Raw genomic sequence first — 17,183 nt, forward strand, 5'->3', positions numbered from 1 at the left:
CCATGAGCCGCCTCCAGCAGACCGAGGGCCTGACGGACATCCAGCGCGAGATCCTGTCCACGGTCCGGGATTTCGTGGACAAGGAGATCCTTCCGGTCGCGACGGAACTCGAACACCGCGACGAGTACCCCACCCAGATAGTGGAGGGACTCAAGGAGTTGGGCGTCTTCGGCCTGATGATCCCCGAGGAGTACGGGGGGCTCGGGGAATCCCTGCTCACCTACGCGCTGTGCGTCGAGGAGATCTCCCGTGGGTGGATGAGCGTCTCCGGCATCATCAACACCCATTTCATCGTCGCCTACATGCTCAAGCAGCACGGTACGCAGGAGCAGAAGGACCACTTCCTGCCGAAGATGGCGGCCGGTGATATCCGCGGCGCGTTCTCGATGTCCGAGCCGGGGCTCGGTTCCGACGTTTCCGCCATTCGCACCAAGGCGGTCCGAAGCGGTGAAGAGTACGTCATCAACGGCCAGAAGATGTGGCTGACCAACGGCGGTTCTTCAAATCTCGTCGCGGTGCTGTGCCGCACCGACGAGGGCCAGCCGGAAGGCGCCCCGCCGCACCGGTCGATGACCACCTTCCTCATCGAGAAGGAGCCGGGCTTCGGCCCGAACACCAAGGTCCCCGGCCTCACCGTGCCCGGCAAGATCGAGAAAATGGGCTACAAGGGCGTGGACACCACCGAGTTGGTGCTGGAGGACGTACACGTTCCGGCGGACCGGGTGCTCGGCGGCCAAAGCGGCCGGGGTTTCTACCAGATGATGGACGGCGTCGAGGTCGGGCGCGTCAACGTTGCGGCGCGCGGCTGCGGCGTGGCGCGCCGGGCCTTCGAGTTGGGGGTGGAGTACGCCCAGCAGCGGCACACCTTCGGCAAACCGATCGCCCAGCACCAGGCGATCCAGTTCAAGCTCGCGGAGATGGCCACCAAGGTGGAGGCCGCCCATCAAATGATGATTAACGCGGCCCGCAAGAAGGATTCCGGACAGCGCAACGACCTTGAGGCAGGCATGGCGAAGTACCTCGCCTCGGAGTACTGCAAAGAGGTGGTGGAAGACGCCTTCCGGATCCACGGTGGATACGGCTTCTCCAAGGAGTACGAGATCGAGCGGCTGTACCGCGAGGCGCCGATGCTGCTGATCGGCGAGGGCACCGCCGAGATCCAGAAAATGATCATCGGGCGGCGCCTACTGGAGGAGTACCGAATCCAGGGCTAAATGTCCACTTCTGTGGCTTTTGTCCGCGAAAAAGATCACACCCGGTCATCGGTTTGCGGCCACCGACTCGCCCTTGAGCTTGCCGAGTTGCTGGTCGCAACCGATACCATCGGGAAAAGCCGCCGTCCCCGTTTCTCTCGCGGCAATCCTCCGCTACGAAGGTCATCCATGCCCCACAGCCCATCCTCTGCACAACGCGGCCGGGTCCGCCTCGCGCGTGGAGCGTCGCCGTGGCTCCTCCCGACCGTCGCCGCCGCAGCGGTCAGTCTGACCCGCGCCCGACGCTCCGGCCGCTGGGCGGCTGTGGCCGTACCGACCACCGCCCTCGCGGCGGGCATGCTGTGGTTCTTCCGCGACCCCGAGCGTGAGATCGCTCACGGCCGCGTCATCTCCCCGGCAGACGGTGTGGTGCAGAGCATCATGCCCTGGAAGGACGGCCGCACCCGCGTCGCGATCTTCATGAGCCCGCTGAACGTCCATGTGAACCGCGCCCCGCTGGCGGGCACGGTCACCTCCGTCGAGCACATCCCCGGCGGGTTCGTTCCGGCGTTCAACAAGGAGAGCGAGAACAACGAGCGGGTCGTCTGGCACTTCGACACCGAGCTGGGCGACATCGAGATGGTCCAGATCGCCGGTGCCGTCGCCCGGCGCATCGTGCCCTACGTCACACAGGGCACCAAGGTGGAACAGGGCGAGCGGATCGGGCTGATCCGCTTCGGTTCACGGGTCGACATCTACCTGCCGGAGGGGATCGAGCCGGCCGTCGAGGTCGGCCAGACCACACAGGCTGGGGTGACTCGCCTTGACCGTGGTTGATCCCGACACACAACCTCCCTGGGTCACCGAGATCGAAGACGACGCCGACGACATGCCGGTGTCCACCCGGTTGTCGATAGCGGACACCCTCACCCTCGGTAACGCCACCTGCGGCTTCATGGCGGTGTACTTCACCACCACCGGCGTGCTGGTCCCGCACCTGATGGGCCAGACCGACGGCGGGATGGCCCGGCACAGCGCCGCCACCGCCGTGATGCTGATGCTGCTCGCCTCGGTCTTCGACCTGTTCGACGGCCTGGTGGCGCGCAAGCTGCGCAGCTCGGCGATGGGCGCGGAGCTCGACAACCTCTCCGACCTGATCAGCTTCGGGCTGGCACCGGCGTACTTCGTGGTGGTCTGGGGCATGGTCGCCGACGACGGCCACCAGCACGTCTCCGCGGTGGCGGCGATCGTGGTGGTGCTGGCCGTGGTGCTGCGGCTGGCAAGGTTCTCCTGCACCACCATGAAGGACGGGATCTTCCAGGGCATGCCGAGCCCCATGGGCGCCCTGACGATCGTCTCCGCGACGCTGCTGCGGCTGCCGTTCCTGCCGACGCTGGCGATCATCGTCGGTGTGGCATGGCTCATGGTGAGCCGGGTCGAGTACCCCAAGCCGCGCGGGCGACTGGCGATCGCCACCCTGTGCTGGATCTTCATCAGCATGGGCTGCCTTGCGGCCTGGGCGGCCGACTCCCCGGGCGCGCAGGTCCTGCTCCAGGCCGGTGCGGCGCTCCAGGTGGTGATGGCGGCGGTCATTCCGCTGTTCGCCACCTTCCGGCGGGTGAACACGATCCGCGGCAACCGGCGCGACGCCCGGGCCGCACGGGCCGCGGAGCGCCTGCCGCTGGGCTGAGCCTCCACAGACGTAGGACTGGGTGGGCGGGAGATCTCCCGCCCACCTTTAGTCTTCGTCGGCGGTCAATTGGCCACCGGTCGTTGTCGGCGGTTAATGAGACGGCCGTCGCAGGACCAGGAAGTCGTCGGCGATCCGCCGCGCCACCCGCTCCAGCAGCGGCCCGGCTTCCGCGATGGACCGGGAGACGTCCGGCTCCAGCTCGGTGAGCGCATAGGCGCGGCGGATCCCCGCTGCCCCCAGCTCCGCGGGCGGCAGCGCCAGCCGCCCGCAGACCGCGACGACGTCGAGCCCGCGGGCGCGCGCCGCCTGCGCCACACCCGCGGGGGCCTTGCCGTGCAGCGTCTGCGCGTCGAGCGAGCCCTCACCGGTGATCACGAAATCGGCCCGGGCCAGCGCCTCCGCGAAGCCCAGCAGCTCGAACAGCACCTCGACCCCGGGCCGGAACACCGCCCCCAGGCCCACCAGCGCCCCGTAACCGATGCCGCCCGCCGCGCCCGCGCCCGGGGCCTGCGCGGCCTCCACCGCGCGGACGCCGACCGCCTCACCCAGCACGTCCACATACCGGCCCAGCGCGGCGTCCAGCGCCACGACGTCGGCGGCGGAGGCGCCCTTCTGCGGGCCGTAGACGGCCGCGGCGCCCTTGGGGCCGCGCAGCGGGTTGTCCACGTCGCTGGCGAGCACGATCTCGGCCTCGGCGAGCCGCGGGTCAAGGCCGCTGAGGTCGGCCGCGGCGAGCGCGGCCAGCGCCGCGCCACCGGAACCGACCGGCTTGCCGTCAGCGTCGGTGAACTCCGCGCCGAGTGCGGCCAGCATCCCGGCCCCGCCGTCCGTCGTGGCGCTGCCACCGACCCCGAGCACGATGGTGCGCGCCCCGGCGTCCAGCGCGGCGCGCAGCAGCTCCCCGGTGCCGTACGTCGTCGCGGTGAGCGGTGCGAAGACGCCGTCCGGCAGTTGCCGAAGGCCCGACGCCTCGGCCATCTCGACCACGGCCACGGTGTCGCCCAGCGCGTAGGCCGCAGTCACCGGATCGCCTAGCGGCCCGGTGACGCGTGCGGTCCGCCGTTCGAATCCGGCGGCGACCGCCGCGTCCACCGTGCCGTCACCGCCGTCGGCGACCGGCAGGAACTCGACGCGCAGGCCGGGCACCGCCCGGCGCAGGCCGGTGGTGAGGTGCTGGGCCACCTCGGTGGCCGTGAGCGAGCCCTTGAACTTGTCCGCGGCGATCAGCACGCTGCGAATTTCTGCCACCTGTGCACTCTCCAGGAGTTAAGTCGCGCCGCTTCGGACCTTATCCGTCCGGTGGGCCCGGTGCCCATGGTCACCGTCGGCGAGCCACTCCCAGTAGCCCCACATATGCGGACATAGTTGGGCAACATGAGTGCTCGGGACACCGATCAGCCCCTGGCCCGCGAACCGCGCGACGAGTCCCCCGACTTCACACTGTTCTCCGTCGGAGCCCTCCTGGTAGTCGCGGTAGTGGCTGGGGCGCCTTCGGCAGGGCATCGCTGGACCGGGCCTCCAGCGCCGCGCTCCGCTGGTTGCTGAGCAACTTCGGCTGGCTGTTCGTGATCGCCGCCGACGCCTTCCTGGTACTGGCCGTGGTGATCGCCTTCAGCCGCTTCGGGCTCATCAGGCTCGGCCGGGACGAGGACGAGCCCGAGTTCGACAACCTCGCCTGGGTGGCGATGATGTTCAGCGCGGGCATGGGCATCGGCCTGATGTTCTACGGCGTCGGCGAACCACTCCAGCACTATGTGAACCCGCCACCAGGAACCGGCGTTCCGCAGCACTCCCCCGCGGCGGTCAGGACCGCGCTGGAGTACTCGTTCTTCCACTGGACCTTCCAGCCGTGGGCCATCTACGGCATGGCCGGGCTGGCGCCGGCCTACGCGGGATTCCGCAAGGGCCGCGGCAACCGGCTCAGTTCGGTGTTCGTCCCGCTCATCGGCGAGGCGCGGGCGCGGGGTTGGCCCGGTCGCGCGATCGACCTGCTCGCCGTCTTCGCCACCGTCTTCGGCACTGCCACCAGCCTGGGCCTGGGCGCCCTGCAGGTCGCCAAGGGCCTCCAACTCACCGCCCGGGTACGCGACTCCAGGGCGCTGGAGCTGGTCGTCATCGCCGCGTTGAGCGCGGCGTTCGTCGCCTCCGCCTTCTCCGGACTGCACAAGGGCGTCAAATGGCTGAGCGCGATCAACGTGGTGCTCGCCGCCGTCGTCATGGTCTTCGTGTTCGTCGTCGGCCCGACCGTGTACGTGCTCAACAGCGTTCCGGCCAGCGTCGGCGGCTATCTGCACGACCTGCTGCACTGCCGTTCGTTGTGGTGATGCTGGCGCTGTGCTGGTCGCTGCTGGGCGAACTGCGCACCGGCCCCGGCGCGGGCCCGGCCCGGCACCACGCGCTGCACGGCCTGCGGGACGCGGTCCGCGCCGCCGTGGGTGACGCGTTGACCGAACGCGCCGCCGTCCGGCGCACACCACCGCGCCCGGTCGTGGAGCCGGTGCGCGAGCGCGACACCGACAACTGACCACCGCCCAAAGGGCGCTGGCCGGAAATCGCGAGCGGCTGGGAGGTTTGGCGGCTCGCCCGCGACCAAGTCCCGCCCCGGCGGCGAGCAACCACAACATCGGGCACCAGCGGTCACACGGCCGCCCGCGACCCACGAGGACTCAGCGCCGAATCCCAGCAAGGGCACCACGTGTTCGACCGAAAATCAGCGCCGCCCGGCGTATTGATCGGCACAATGGGTGTGTGCCGCAATACGCCGAGATACAACTCGACCCCGACACCTCCGTGCGCCTGGAACTCGCGCCGGTCGGTGTCCTCCAGCAGCCCACCGCGGCGGACGATGCCGGGAGCGACGCCGCTGACCTGCCGGACGGCATCGCCGGGTCGGCGCCCGTCGGCCGGGCGGGTGCCGCCGTCTCGGCACTGACCTCGGAGGCTCTGCGGTTCAGCCTGCGCCCACTCGGCCCGCTGCTCCAGGAGGTGCACGACTCGGTCAGCGCCATCAAGAACCCGCCGCAGGAGATCAGCGTCGAGTTCGGTGTCCAGATCGGCCAGGACCTCAAGCTCGGCATCGTGGGCGCCCGTGGGCACGCGAGCCTGATGGTCACGGCTTCCTGGCAGGTCGGTCAGGATTCGGAGTGAGCACCTATGGGGTGGTTCCGGTACGCCAGCGGGGATGACTCGGCGGGGGTTCACGGCGCCTTCGTCTCCGTGTTACGGGAGAGCGACCGCCGGGCCGCCGGCGGCGGTGTGCTGCTCACCGAGCGCCATCTGCTGACCTGCGCCCATGTGGTCAACGTGGCGCTGGGGAAGGAGCTGTTGGCACCCGCCGATCCGGGTCCGGTACGGATCGGGGCCGTCTTCCCCGGCACCGGTTCCCGGGCGCCGCACGAGGCGCGGGTCGCGCACTGGGTGCCGCCCCGGCGCACCGGCGGCGGGCTGGACTGGAGCGGCGACCTCGCCGTGCTCGAACTCGACGCCCCCGCGCCCGCGGTGCCGCCGCGCTGGTCGGAGATGGTGCCGGGGCAGGGGGTGCGCGCCTGGCACGGCGGTGGGCACGCGGCCACGTTCGTCGAGGTCATGGTGAAGGAGTGCGACGGCTGGATCGGCTATGTCGACGGTGAGCTGTCCGGCGCGGCGATCGGGCCCGGTTACAGCGGCGGCCCCCTGTGGTCGGAGCGCGAGGGCGCCTTCGTGGGCCTGGTGGCGGCGCAACTCCAGGCGCCCGACGGCCCCTTGGCGGCCCACCATGTGGTGCGCCGCGGTTGGGCGATCCCGTGGCAGGCGGTGCGCGCGGAGCTGGAGTCCGCGGGGGCAGGCCCACTGCTCGCCGCGACGGGCGACGGCGCGGAGGACGCCCAGCGGGTGCCGCACCAGTTGCTGCTGCCGCTGGCGGCGCTGCTGAGCGACCCGGCGGAGCGCGCCGACAAGGCCCGGCGGGTGGCCGAGCAGTGCGGACTGCACGCCCTGGACGACGGTTCCGCGCCCACGTACGAGGAGTTGGCGGCGGTGCTCGCCGAGTATCCGCGTGCCCTGCCGTCGCTCACCGAGGTGCTGGTACCGACCGCGCACAGCTCCGCGGCCCGTGACGCCGTCGACACCCTGCACGCCACCGGCCCGCTGGCGGCGGGCTCCCGGCTGCTGTCGTACACCGAACACCACTACCTGCTGGCCCTGCTGCGGCAGCACGCCAAGGCCGACCCGGCCCTGCTGCCGCGCGCCGCGCGGGGCGCGCTCGCCTACGCGGAACTGCCGCAGCCGGTACGGGCGGCGAGGATCGCGCCGGAGGCCGTGGAAGCAGCGGTGGACGCGTTGGAGGAACTCGGCGACAGCGGGCGGGTACCGGACGGCACCCCGCGGGTGCCCGCGCTGCTTCGCGTGGCCGAGTACGTGGCGGCGGCGCTGGACGGCGCGGCCGGTGACGAACTGTGCGGCTGGAGCGACCAGGTGGCCACCCGGCTGGGCATCCACCCGGCCGCGCTGGCCGAACGCCGCAGGGACGCCGAGGAGTGGGCCAGCAGCCGCCACACCGACAGCGGCGGCACCGTCGTCCGGCTCACCCGGCGCCCCGGCGACCCGTCCGGCGCCTACCGGTGCACGGTGTGGCGGATGGCCCCGGACGGCACCGCGACCCGCGCCTCCACGGGCAAGGACCGCCCGCTGAGCGGCCCGGAGATCGCCGGCCTGGTGCGGGACGCGGTGGCGCCGGACGACGAGGAGGCGCCTCTGGTCGAAGTCGTGGTGGATCGCGACGCGCTGCAACTGCCGGTGGACGAGTGGCGCGAGACCGAGCCGGACGACACGGACCCGTACGGCATCTTCGCCCCGGCGGCACTCGGCGCCGACTTCCGTGTGGTGCTGCGCTGCCCGGAGCTGCGCCGCAGGTCCCCGACGGGGGCGGCGGACCTTCGGCGACGATGGGCCGGATGCCGCACCGAGGAGACGCTGGCGGTGGACGAACTCATCGGCGACGTAAGGGCGTTGAAGGATACACTCAACAGGACGCGGCAGCGTTCGACCGGCCGGGTGGTGCTGCACGGCCCCGTGGCCCGTCGCATCCAACTGCTTCAGGTGTGCCTGTTCATGGGCGTTCCGGTGGTGCTGTGGGACCGGACGGCGGCCGGGCGGGACGACGGGCGGCATCTGGACGAGATCGATTCCGCGGGCCCGTTGGACTCGCTGCCGGAACGTGTCAGGGACTTCCGTGTCGGTGTGTACGCCGATTCGGAGCGCACCGCGCGGCCCTCGTTGGTCTGGGAGGATCCGGACCGACCGCTTCCAGGTGGACTGTGGCTCGCGGACCCGGTGGCAATGACGGAGGAGAAGTGAACGGCAACACCGAGGACGGCGACTGGCGGCTGTTCCGCGGCGACGGTACGGTCCGCGACACCGTCTTCCCGGAACCGCCGCCATGGCGCCGGTTCGGCGAGGCGCCTCATGGACAGGCGCCGCGCCCGTACCTGATCGGTCGGGCGGAGTCCGATGTCGTCAACGCGGCACTGCATCTGCGCCGTCCGCTCCTGGTCACCGGTCATCCGGGCACCGGCAAGTCGTCGCTGGCGCGGGCGATCGCCCATGAGCTGAACCTGGGCCGGGTGTTGACCTGGCCGGTCAACAGCCGTTCCGTGCTCCAGGACGCGCTGTACCGATATGACGCGATCGGGCGGCTTCGCGAGACCGCGCTGCGCCGCGACCGCGGCGAGGAGTCACCCGAGCCCGGCATCGGCTCCTTCGTACGCCTCGGGCCGCTGGGCACGGCGCTGCTGCCGAAAAGCCGACCGCGGGTGCTGCTCATCGACGAACTCGACAAGGGCGATGTGGACCTGCCCAACGACCTGTTGGCGGTCTTCGAGGACGGCTCGTTCGAGATCCCGGAGCTGGCCAGGCTGCCGCGTGAGCAGTCCGAGGTCGAGGTGTTCCCGGACGATCCGGACGGTGATCCGGTACCGGTGGTGCGCGGCCGGGTGTGCTGCACCCAGTTCCCGGTCGTGATCATCACCAGCAATGGCGAACGGGACTTCCCACCCGCCTTCCTGCGGCGCTGCGTCCGGCTGGACCTGCCGGACCCGGACGAGGAGCGGCTGCGCGAGATCGTCACCGCGCACCTCGGCGAGGACGCGCTGGAGGCGGTCGACGGTCTGCTGCGGGACTTCCTGGCCCGCCGGGCGCCGGGGGAGCTGGCCACCGACCAGTTGCTGAACGCGGTGTTCCTGCGCGCGGGTGGTGTCGATCTGAGCGCCGAGGGCCTGTTGGACGCCGTACTGCACCGGCTCGGCGGGGCGGTCTGACCGCGATGCCCGGGCGGGTGCGGCGGGTGCTCGCAGACTGCGGGGTGGACCTCTCGCCGCAGGAGCTGCTGGACGCCCTTTGGCTGGCCCAGCGGCTGCCCTCCGACGCCTCGGCGCCGCTCGCCAGAGCGCTGGCCGCGGCGGAGCCGGCTCCGGTGACCGGCGCCTCGGAGGCGGCCGCCAGGGTGCCGTCCGCCATGCGGGAACTGGCCGCGGAGCAGGAGGCGCCTCCTGATCAGGACCTGTCGCCGGGTGCGCTGCACGCGAGCGCCGCCCGGACGCCCTCCTCCGAGGCGGTGAGGAACGCACCGCTGGCCGCGCTCGCGGTCCGCGCGCCGGAGGAAAAGGCCCTGGGCGCCGTGGAGTTGCGGCTGGGACGCGCGCTGCGGCCGCTGAAGCAGCGGCATCCCGGCGGTCGGCTGATGGAGTTGGACGAGCGGGCCACCGCCGACGCCATGGCGGAGACCGGTCTACCGGACCTGGTGCTGCGGCCCGCGGGTGAACGCCGACTCGACCTGGCGCTGATCGTGGACGACGGTCTGTCCATGCTGCTGTGGCGCCGGCTCGCCGCCGAGACGCGCTCGCTACTGGAGCGGCTCGGCGCGTTCCGATCGGTACGGGTGCACGGGCTCGACACCCGTGGTCCGGGCGAACCCGCGCTGCGCGGACGCCCGTTCGCCGCGCGGGCAGCCGGCCTTAGTCCGGGGTCGGTCGCGGATCCGACCGGGCGGACGCTGGTCCTGGTGGTCAGTGACGGTGTGGGCGCGGCCTGGCGGGACGGGCGGATGCGGCGGGTGCTTGAGCGCTGGGCGGTCTGCGGGCCGACAGCCGTGCTGCACGCGCTGCCCGCCCGGATGTGGAACACGTCCGGGATCCGCACGGAGGACTGGGAGGTGTCGGTCCACCAGACCTGGGCGGCCAACCGGACGTGGCAGGTGGCCGATCCGGTGCTGCCGCCGGAGCTGGCGCCGTTCGACGGCATGCCCATTCCCGTGCTCGAACCGGAGCCTGGTTCGGTGGGCAGGTGGGCGCGGCTGGTCGCGTCCGCGGGCGGCAGCGAGATGCTGCCGCTGCTGGCCGACGCGCCGCAGGAGACACCGCGACCCGCCGTGCCGTCCCGCAACGGCGGTGATCCGGTGCTGCGGTTCCGCAGCGCCGCCTCCCCGGAGGCGTACCGGCTCGCCGCGCATCTGGCGGCGGTGGCGCCGGTCTCCGTACCGGTGATGCGGCTGGTGCAGTCGGCGGTGCCGTGGCGGGCGGAGACGGCGCATCTGGCGGAGGTGTTCCTGGGCGGCCTGATGCGGCGCACGGACGGCGGCGGCAGCGGCACCGGACCGCAGCACCAGACGTTCGACTTCACCGAGGAGTCCCGCAAGATCCTGCTGGACACCGTTCCGGCCGGCGAACTGGCCCGCACCAACAGCGCGGTGGCCGACCGCCTCGGTGAACTCGTCGGCCGGTCACCCGACTTCCCCGCCTGGCTGGCGCACCCCGGCGGGACGGACCAGGTCACCGGTGCGTCCCAGCCGTTCGCCGAGCTGGACGCACGGCTCATGCGACATCTGGGCGCGCCGGTGGGACGCCCGGCGCCACGGCAGCGGGCCTGGGGGCCGTTGGGGCCCGAAGACCCGCGCTCCCTGGGGCCGTACGAGCTGTACGCGCGCAGCGAGGCCAGCGGGTTCGCCGTGCTCTATCTGGGCCGGGACGGTTACGGGCGGGAGGCGCTGCTGCGGGTGCCGCGCTCTGCGGATCCGGAGGACGCCCACCATCTCACCCAGCGGGTGGCCCTGGCGCTGACGCGGATGGGCGGTCGGTACGCGCCCGCGCTACGGGACCACAACTCGGTCGAGCCGCCCTTCTGGACGGCCGAGGAGCTGCTGGTGGCGGCGACGGGCGAGCCCGCACCCCAACTACCAGCGTTCGTGAGGCAGAAGGATCCGTCTCCTGGTTCCGCCCTGTGCTACGAACTCAGTTGGAGCCTGGCTCAGGCGGTGAGCCGCTGCCACGGACAGGGTATGGCGCACGGCGCCCTGACCCCGGCTTCCGTTCTGGTCACCGGACACGCGTCGGTACGACTGACCGGTTGGTCGAGAGCCCTTGTCCATCCCCCGACGCACGAACTGGGGGTGGCGACCGCCTCCGACGTCTATTCGCTCGGCACGCTGCTGATCGCGCTCAACTCCCGTTCGATGCCGTGGAGTCTGGAGGAGGGGGAGTTGCGCGGCTCCTCGTCCTGGCTCCCCCGCGTCCCCCATCCCGAGCTGCGGAAGGTGCTGAGCCGGTGCCTCGCGCTGGATCCGCGGACACGGCCCAGCGCAGGCGAGGTGGCGGACGCGTTCGCCGCGCTGCTGCAGGGCGGGGCGGGGCGGTGGTCACCGCCGCTCGATGTGGCGGACGACGACTCCGCTGAGGACCTGGTGGTGGACGAGGCCCCGGCGCCCGTCGTGGAGGCGCCGTCGCCCTCCGCGCGGCTGTGGGTGCCGCAGCGCCGTACCGCCTGGGGCAGGCAGATGCAGGAGCGGCAACTGGAGCTGATCCAGCGGCCGTTGGCCCGCTGTCACCGGATCGTCGTGGCCAGTACCCTCCGCTTCGCGGGTGCCTCGACCACGGCGCACGCGCTCGGCGCGCTGCTGGCGTCCGTGCGGCAGAACAGCAGGGTCGTGCTCATCACCAACGACCGCAAGTGGTTCGCCGGAAGTGACGCCTCCGGCCTGCGCATCCCGAGGATCGAACGCAATCCGGGCGGCCCGCTGAGCACGCCGAGAAGTTATCGGGGGCTGGTCAACAGCCTGCGCGACGAGTGCGATGTGCTGATCACCGACACGGACGCCGACATGCCGCTGCCCAGTGGTCATCTGACGGACTCGCTGGTGGACCAACTGGTGGTCGTGGCCGCGCCGTCCAGCAAGAGGGGGGCGGTGGTCGACGCCACGGAAGCGCTGTTCGACCAGGTCACCCAGACCGCCTCCGACCGGCTGGTGGCGCGGAGTATCGCGGTGATCTCCCAGCACCACGGCAGTGCGGGTGCGCAGCGGGATCTGTCGGACCGGCTGCGCGGGCGCTGCCGGGGCCTTGTGAGCATTCCGTCGGACGGTGGGCTCGCGGGCGGTCGCTTCCCCGATCCGGCGCTGCTGCGCCCGGCGACGCGGGAGCGGTACCTGGATCTGGCGGCCCTGGTCGCGGAGGGCTTCCCGCCGGTCGACGGCCGGTAGGTCGGCCTGGCAGAGCCGGTTGTCAGACCCCCGTGCGACGATCGGGACAACACTTCGAAATGGCGGAGTGCACAGGGAAGAAGCACGCCCGGGGAGACTACGGAGGAGGTCGACGATGACCGAGTCACTGTGGAGTGGCGCCGAGCTGGATCTCGACGCGTATCTGCGCCGCATCGGCTACGACGGGTCGCTGCGGCCGACGTTCGACACCCTGCGGGCGCTGCACCGCGGGCATCTGGCCGCCATCCCCTTCGAGAACCTCGAGATCGTGCTGGGCCGGTCGGTGCCGCTGGACGTGCCGACGATCCAGGCGAAGCTGGTCGGGCAGTCGCGCGGCGGTTACTGCTTCGAGCACAACCTGCTTTTCGCCGCAGTGCTGGAGCGGCTCGGATACTCCGTCACCGGCCTTGCCTCGCGGGTCCGCATGGGCAGTGATCAACGCAGGGCCACCACCCATATGTTGCTGCGGGTGGACATCGCCGGCGAGGACTGGCTGGCCGACGTCGGCTTCGGTGGTGACGGCCCGCTGGAGCCGATCCCGTTGCGCACCGGCGTCGAACTGCGGCACGGCGGCTGGACTTTCGACCTGTTGGAGGAGGCGCCGGGGGTCTTCCTGCTGCGCAGTCATCGCCCGGACGGCTGGTTCGATCTGCACGCCTTCACGCTGGAACCGCGCTACCCGGTCGACTACGGGCTGTTCAACTACTACACGTCGACCCATCCGCAATCGCCGTTCACCCCGCGCGTTATCGTGCAGCGCAACGGCCCCGATGTCCGGCGCACCCTGGTGGGCCAGGAGCTGCGCACGGAGCGCCCGGAGGGGACCGTCCAGCGGCGGGACGTCCCGGCCGATGAGTTGCCCACTGTGCTGGCGAAGGTCTTCGGGATAGAACTCGACGCCCAGGACGCGCGGTCCATACGCGACCGCCACCGGTGAGCTGCCGCGAGATCAGCGGCCGACCGCGTACCCCTGCATACCCCGGGGGTTGGCGGCGGCGCTGAGCACACCGGTGGCGGGATCCCGGGCGACGGCGCACAGCCGCCCCTCGGACCAGGGCTCGCCGACCGTGACATGGTGCCCGCGGGCCCGCAGCCCGGCGATCGTCCGCTCCCCCAGGCGGGACTCGACGGTGACGCTGCCGGGCCGCATGGCACGGGGGTGGAACGAGCTGGGGAAGCTGTCGTTGTGCCAGTTCGGGGCGTCGATGGCGCCCTGGAGGTCAAGTCCGCGGCGCACGGCGGGGCGCAGTGCCACGGCGAGGAAGAAGTGCAGGCTCCACTGGTCCTGTTGGTCTCCACCAGGGGTACCGAAGGCCATCACGGGCTGTCCGTCGCGCAGTGCCATGGACGGGGAGAGGGTGGTGCGGGGGCGTCGGCCGGGGGTGAGGGAGTTCGGCAACCCCGGTTCCAGCCAGGTCATTTGGAGTCGGGTGCCCAGCGGGAAGCCGAGTTCGGGGACGACCGGGTTGGACTGCAGCCAGCCACCGCTGGGGGTCGCGGCGATCATGTTCCCCCAGCGGTCGACGATGTCGAGGTGGCAGGTGTCGCCGCGGGTCGCGCCGTTGGTCGCGACGGTGGGCTCGCCCGCTCCGGCGACGGCCAGCGGATCCCAGGCTTGTTCGCTGCTCTGGCCGGTGGCGGCGCGCTGGGCCTGGTGGGGCAGTCGGGGGGTGCGGCCGCCGGGGCTGCCAGGGCGCAGGTCGCGCGATGCGGTGTCGCCGATGAGTTGCCGTCGGTCGGCGGCGTAGGAGTCTGACAGGAGGTCGTCCAGGGGGATGTTGCCGGGGTCGGCGTCGCCGTACCAGGCCTCGCGATCGGCCATGGCGAGCTTGGTGCCCTCGATCAGCAGGTGCGGGTAGTCCTCGGCGCCGTACTCCAACTCATCGGGCATCAGGGAGAGTTGCTGGAGGAAGACCGGGCCCTGGCTCCAGGGGCCGGGTTTGGCGATGGTCCAGCCGTTCCAGTCGTAGGTGGCGGGCGCCTCGTAGGAGGCGGACCAGTTCGCCAGGTCGTCGCCGGTGAGCACTCCGGCGTGCCGTTCGCCACTGGTGTCGAGAGCGGGACGGGCTGCGAAGGAGGTGAGGGCCGCGCCGATGAAACCCTCACGCCAGACCCGGCGGGCGGCGTCTATCCGGTTCTCCCGGCTGCCGGGGGCCGCCTCGGCCTCGGCGATGAGGCGGCGCCAGGTGCGGGCCAGCGCGGGGTTCCTCAGGAGGTGCCCGGGGGCCGGGGAGCGGCCGGCGGGCAGGTAGAGCTCGGCGGAGGTGGTCCATTCGCGCAGGAACAGTTCGCGTACCGCTTCGACGGTGCCGCCGATAGCTTCGACGGCGGGGTGGCCGCGTTCGGCGTAGCCGATGGCATGGGTCAGTACGTCGGCGAGCGGCTTGGTGCCGTGGTCGCGCAGCAGGAGCAGCCAGGCGTCGAAGGCTCCCGGTACGGCGGCGGCCAACGGGCCGGTGCCGGGCACGAGTTCGAGCCCCAGCCCTGTGTAGTGGTCGATGGTGGCGCCCGCGGGCGCGGGCCCCTGGCCGCACAGCACGCGTACCGGGCCGCCCGCGGGGGCGAGGATGATCGGGACCTCACCCGCCGGGCCGTTGAGGTGTGGTTCGACCACGTGCAGTACGAACGCGGCCGCGACGGCGGCGTCGAAGGCGTTGCCGCCGTCCTCCAGTACCGCCATGGCGGACTGTGAGGCCAGCCAGTGGGTGGAGGACACCATGCCGAACGTGCCCTGGAGGGTGGGGCGCGTGGTGAACACGTTCACGCCTGGGGGATGTCGAAGTAGGACAGCAGCCCTCCGGCCAGCCGTAGGTCACCTTGCATCTTCAGTTTGCGGGTGAGGAACAGGGCCGGTCCCGAGGCGTTGCCGGAGGCCAGCCTGAGCAGTTCCGGAGCGGCCATGGTGAGCGTCAGCCGGGCGGGGCGGTCGGTGCCGTGCGGGGTGACCACGCACCGGCCATCCGCGATGTACGTCTCGTAGGTGTCCAGGACGTCGCCCGCACCGGTGATGCGCCAACGCACCAGCGCGGTGCGGTCGCCTGCCTCGGCCGGTTTGAACAGGGTCTCCATGCGGCGGAAGAGTTCGTCGAGCACCCGCCTGCGGTGCGGCCCGGCCATCACTTCGGCGGTCCTTCTGGCGGGTGTGTCCCGGACGATGCGGGCGAACTCAGCGGGGTCGACGGACCGCAGATCGAGGGCGCCGAGGTCGAGGGCGTCGCTGGTCGCCATGGCGGGCACCTTTCTGACTTCCCGGGAGCTACTGATCAGTAAGGCTAGGAGCCCCCTCCACCTGCCGCAAGACGACCGCTACCAACCGTGCGACGGCCGCGCGGAGCCGCCCGCCCGGTCCCGCCACATCGCCCTGAGCACCGCCCGCGCCGCGTGGAAGCCCGACATCCCGTGCACCCCGGGACCCGGCGGCGTGGCGGAGGAGCACAGGAAGACCGCGGGGTCGCTCGTGGCGTAAGGGACCCGGCGCAGCGTCGGCCGGAGCACGGACCGCAGTCCTGCCGTGGAGCCGCAGGCGTAGTCCCCGCCCACGTAGTTGGCGTTGTGCGCGGCGAGTTCGGCAGGGCCGCTGACCGCACGGGCGAGCACCCGGTCCCGGAAGCCGGGGGCGAAGCGCTCCAGCTGCCGTTCGATCGCCTCGGTGGCGTCGCCCCGCCAGCCGTTGGGCACCCGCCCGTAGACCCAGAAGACGTGCTTGCCCTCGGGGGCGCGGGTGGGGTCGAAGACGCTGGGCTGGGCGGCGAGCAGGTAGGGGTTCTCAGGTGCGCTGCCGTGCAGGGCGGGCAGCAGCCCGGCCTCGACCTCGCTGAGGGTGCCGCCGACGTGGACGGTGCCCGCGCGGGTGGCCTGCGGGGAGTGCCAGGGCACCGGGCCGTCCAACGCGTAGTCGATCTTGAATCCGGCGGCTCCGTAGCGGAAGCCGCGGTAGTCCTTCGGCAGCCCGGCGATCCTGGTGAGCGCGGTGGGCGAGGTGTCGAAGACGTAGGCCCGGGCGGGCGGCAGTTCCTTCAGCGAGGTCACGGTGGTGCCGGTGTGGATGGTGCCGCCGAGGTCGGTGAGGTATCCGGCCAGCGCGTCCGCGATGGACTGGGATCCGCCGCGGGCCAGTGGCCAGCCGACCGAGTGGCCCGCGAGCAGGAACATCAGCGCCGCGCCGGCCGTGGTCAGCCCGCTGAGCGGAGTACTCAGATGACCGGCGCAGCCGGCGATCAGGGCGCGCGCGGGAGCGTCGTGGAAGCGGCGGGCCAGTACGGCGGCGGGCAGCCCGCCCAGCATGCCGAACCGCGCGAACACCAGCGGGCTGCTCGGCAGGCCGGTCCACTGCGCGCGCATCACGTCCCGGGCCAGTTCGTCCCAGTGGCCCAGGAACGGGGCGAGCATCCGGCGGTAGGCGCCGGCGTCACGCGGTCCGAGCGAGGCGGCGGTCTCGCCGACGGCGCGGGAGAGCACGGCCGCGGAGCCGTCGGGGAACGGGTGGGCCATCGGCAGGTCGGGGTGCACCCACTCCAGGCCGTACTTGTCCAGCGGCATCGTCTTGAAGATCGGGGAGCCGATGCCGAAGGGGTGCGCCGTGGAGCACGGGTCGTGCCGGAAGCCGGGCAGCGTCAGCTCCTCGGTGCGGGCTCCGCCGCCCACGGTGTCGCCCGCCTCGAACACCTCGACCGCCAGCCCGGCCCTGGCCAGCTCGATCGCCGCGGTCAGCCCGTTGGGACCGGCCCCGATCACTACCGCTTCCGTCGTCGGCGAGTGCTTCACAGTCACCACACTGCCAGAGGATCGCGTG

The 17,183-nt window shown here is 71.8% G+C and carries 13 protein-coding genes and 1 pseudogene; 10 read left to right on the forward strand and 4 right to left on the reverse strand.

All coding sequences use genetic code 11. From position 1 onward, the window contains the following. Positions 1 to 2 precede the first annotated feature (2 nt). From P3G67_RS25605 to pssA, 3 genes are all read left to right on the forward strand, one after another. Positions 3 to 1,214: an acyl-CoA dehydrogenase family protein gene (locus tag P3G67_RS25605; protein ID WP_276095599.1), complete on the forward strand. Its 1,212-nt coding sequence runs from the start codon at positions 3 to 5 to the stop codon at positions 1,212 to 1,214. Positions 1,215 to 1,382: 168 nt separating this feature from the next. Beyond that, entirely contained in the window at positions 1,383 to 2,030 is a 648-nt protein-coding gene (locus P3G67_RS25610) for a phosphatidylserine decarboxylase (protein WP_276095600.1), read from the forward strand. Then, positions 2,017 to 2,883 (forward strand): CDP-diacylglycerol--serine O-phosphatidyltransferase, encoded by an 867-nt coding sequence (gene pssA / locus P3G67_RS25615; RefSeq protein ID WP_276095601.1) that lies wholly within the window; start codon positions 2,017 to 2,019, stop codon positions 2,881 to 2,883. Before P3G67_RS25610 ends, pssA begins: the two co-directional genes overlap by 14 nt. 93 nt (positions 2,884 to 2,976) lie before the next feature. On the opposite strand, the gene P3G67_RS25620 is transcribed toward pssA, so the two are convergent. After that, positions 2,977 to 4,116, reverse strand: coding sequence for a glycerate kinase family protein (locus P3G67_RS25620; RefSeq protein ID WP_276095633.1), 1,140 nt, complete (start codon positions 4,114 to 4,116; stop codon positions 2,977 to 2,979). 144 nt (positions 4,117 to 4,260) lie between these two features. On the opposite strand from P3G67_RS25620, the pseudogene P3G67_RS25625 reads away from it, so the two are divergent. The 7 genes and pseudogenes from P3G67_RS25625 to P3G67_RS25650 form a co-directional block, all read left to right on the forward strand. After that, positions 4,261 to 5,189: pseudogene (locus tag P3G67_RS25625) on the forward strand (BCCT family transporter); the annotation flags it as partial. A gap of 20 nt (positions 5,190 to 5,209) precedes the next feature. Further along, a complete protein-coding gene (locus P3G67_RS36125; protein WP_391858345.1) occupies positions 5,210 to 5,410 on the forward strand; it encodes a hypothetical protein in 201 nt (66 codons plus the stop codon). A gap of 224 nt (positions 5,411 to 5,634) precedes the next feature. After that, positions 5,635 to 6,033 carry a CU044_2847 family protein gene (locus tag P3G67_RS25630; RefSeq protein WP_276095602.1) on the forward strand — a complete coding sequence of 133 codons (399 nt, stop codon included), beginning with the start codon at positions 5,635 to 5,637 and terminating at the stop codon, positions 6,031 to 6,033. Between the two features lie 6 nt (positions 6,034 to 6,039). Continuing rightward, positions 6,040 to 8,220, forward strand: a complete 2,181-nt coding sequence (locus P3G67_RS25635) for a VMAP-C domain-containing protein (RefSeq protein ID WP_276095603.1) — start codon at positions 6,040 to 6,042, stop codon at positions 8,218 to 8,220. Then, complete coding sequence (locus tag P3G67_RS25640) at positions 8,217 to 9,179, forward strand: AAA family ATPase (RefSeq protein WP_276095604.1); 963 nt, start codon at positions 8,217 to 8,219, stop codon at positions 9,177 to 9,179. The genes P3G67_RS25635 and P3G67_RS25640 overlap by 4 nt, the downstream gene beginning before the upstream one ends. Positions 9,180 to 9,205: 26 nt before the next feature. Further along, a complete protein-coding gene (locus tag P3G67_RS25645) occupies positions 9,206 to 12,391 on the forward strand; it encodes an SAV_2336 N-terminal domain-related protein (RefSeq protein ID WP_276095605.1) in 3,186 nt (1,061 codons plus the stop codon). A 115-nt stretch (positions 12,392 to 12,506) separates the two neighbouring features. Continuing rightward, positions 12,507 to 13,328 carry an arylamine N-acetyltransferase family protein gene (locus P3G67_RS25650; RefSeq protein WP_276095606.1) on the forward strand — a complete coding sequence of 274 codons (822 nt, stop codon included), beginning with the start codon at positions 12,507 to 12,509 and terminating at the stop codon, positions 13,326 to 13,328. A gap of 12 nt (positions 13,329 to 13,340) precedes the next feature. On the opposite strand, the gene P3G67_RS25655 is transcribed toward P3G67_RS25650, so the two are convergent. From P3G67_RS25655 to P3G67_RS25665, 3 genes are all read right to left on the reverse strand, one after another. After that, positions 13,341 to 15,149 carry a gamma-glutamyltransferase family protein gene (locus P3G67_RS25655; RefSeq protein ID WP_276095634.1) on the reverse strand — a complete coding sequence of 603 codons (1,809 nt, stop codon included), beginning with the start codon at positions 15,147 to 15,149 and terminating at the stop codon, positions 13,341 to 13,343. A 2-nt stretch (positions 15,150 to 15,151) separates the two neighbouring features. Next, on the reverse strand, positions 15,152 to 15,619 hold the full coding sequence (locus tag P3G67_RS25660; protein WP_269858781.1) for an SCP2 sterol-binding domain-containing protein: 468 nt from the start codon (positions 15,617 to 15,619) through the stop codon (positions 15,152 to 15,154). A gap of 78 nt (positions 15,620 to 15,697) precedes the next feature. Next, positions 15,698 to 17,155: a phytoene desaturase family protein gene (locus tag P3G67_RS25665; RefSeq protein ID WP_391858347.1), complete on the reverse strand. Its 1,458-nt coding sequence runs from the start codon at positions 17,153 to 17,155 to the stop codon at positions 15,698 to 15,700. Positions 17,156 to 17,183: the final 28 nt, after the last annotated feature.

Source organism: Streptomyces silvisoli, from assembly GCF_029269905.1.
Taxonomy (GTDB): domain Bacteria; phylum Actinomycetota; class Actinomycetes; order Streptomycetales; family Streptomycetaceae; genus Streptantibioticus_A; species Streptantibioticus_A silvisoli_A.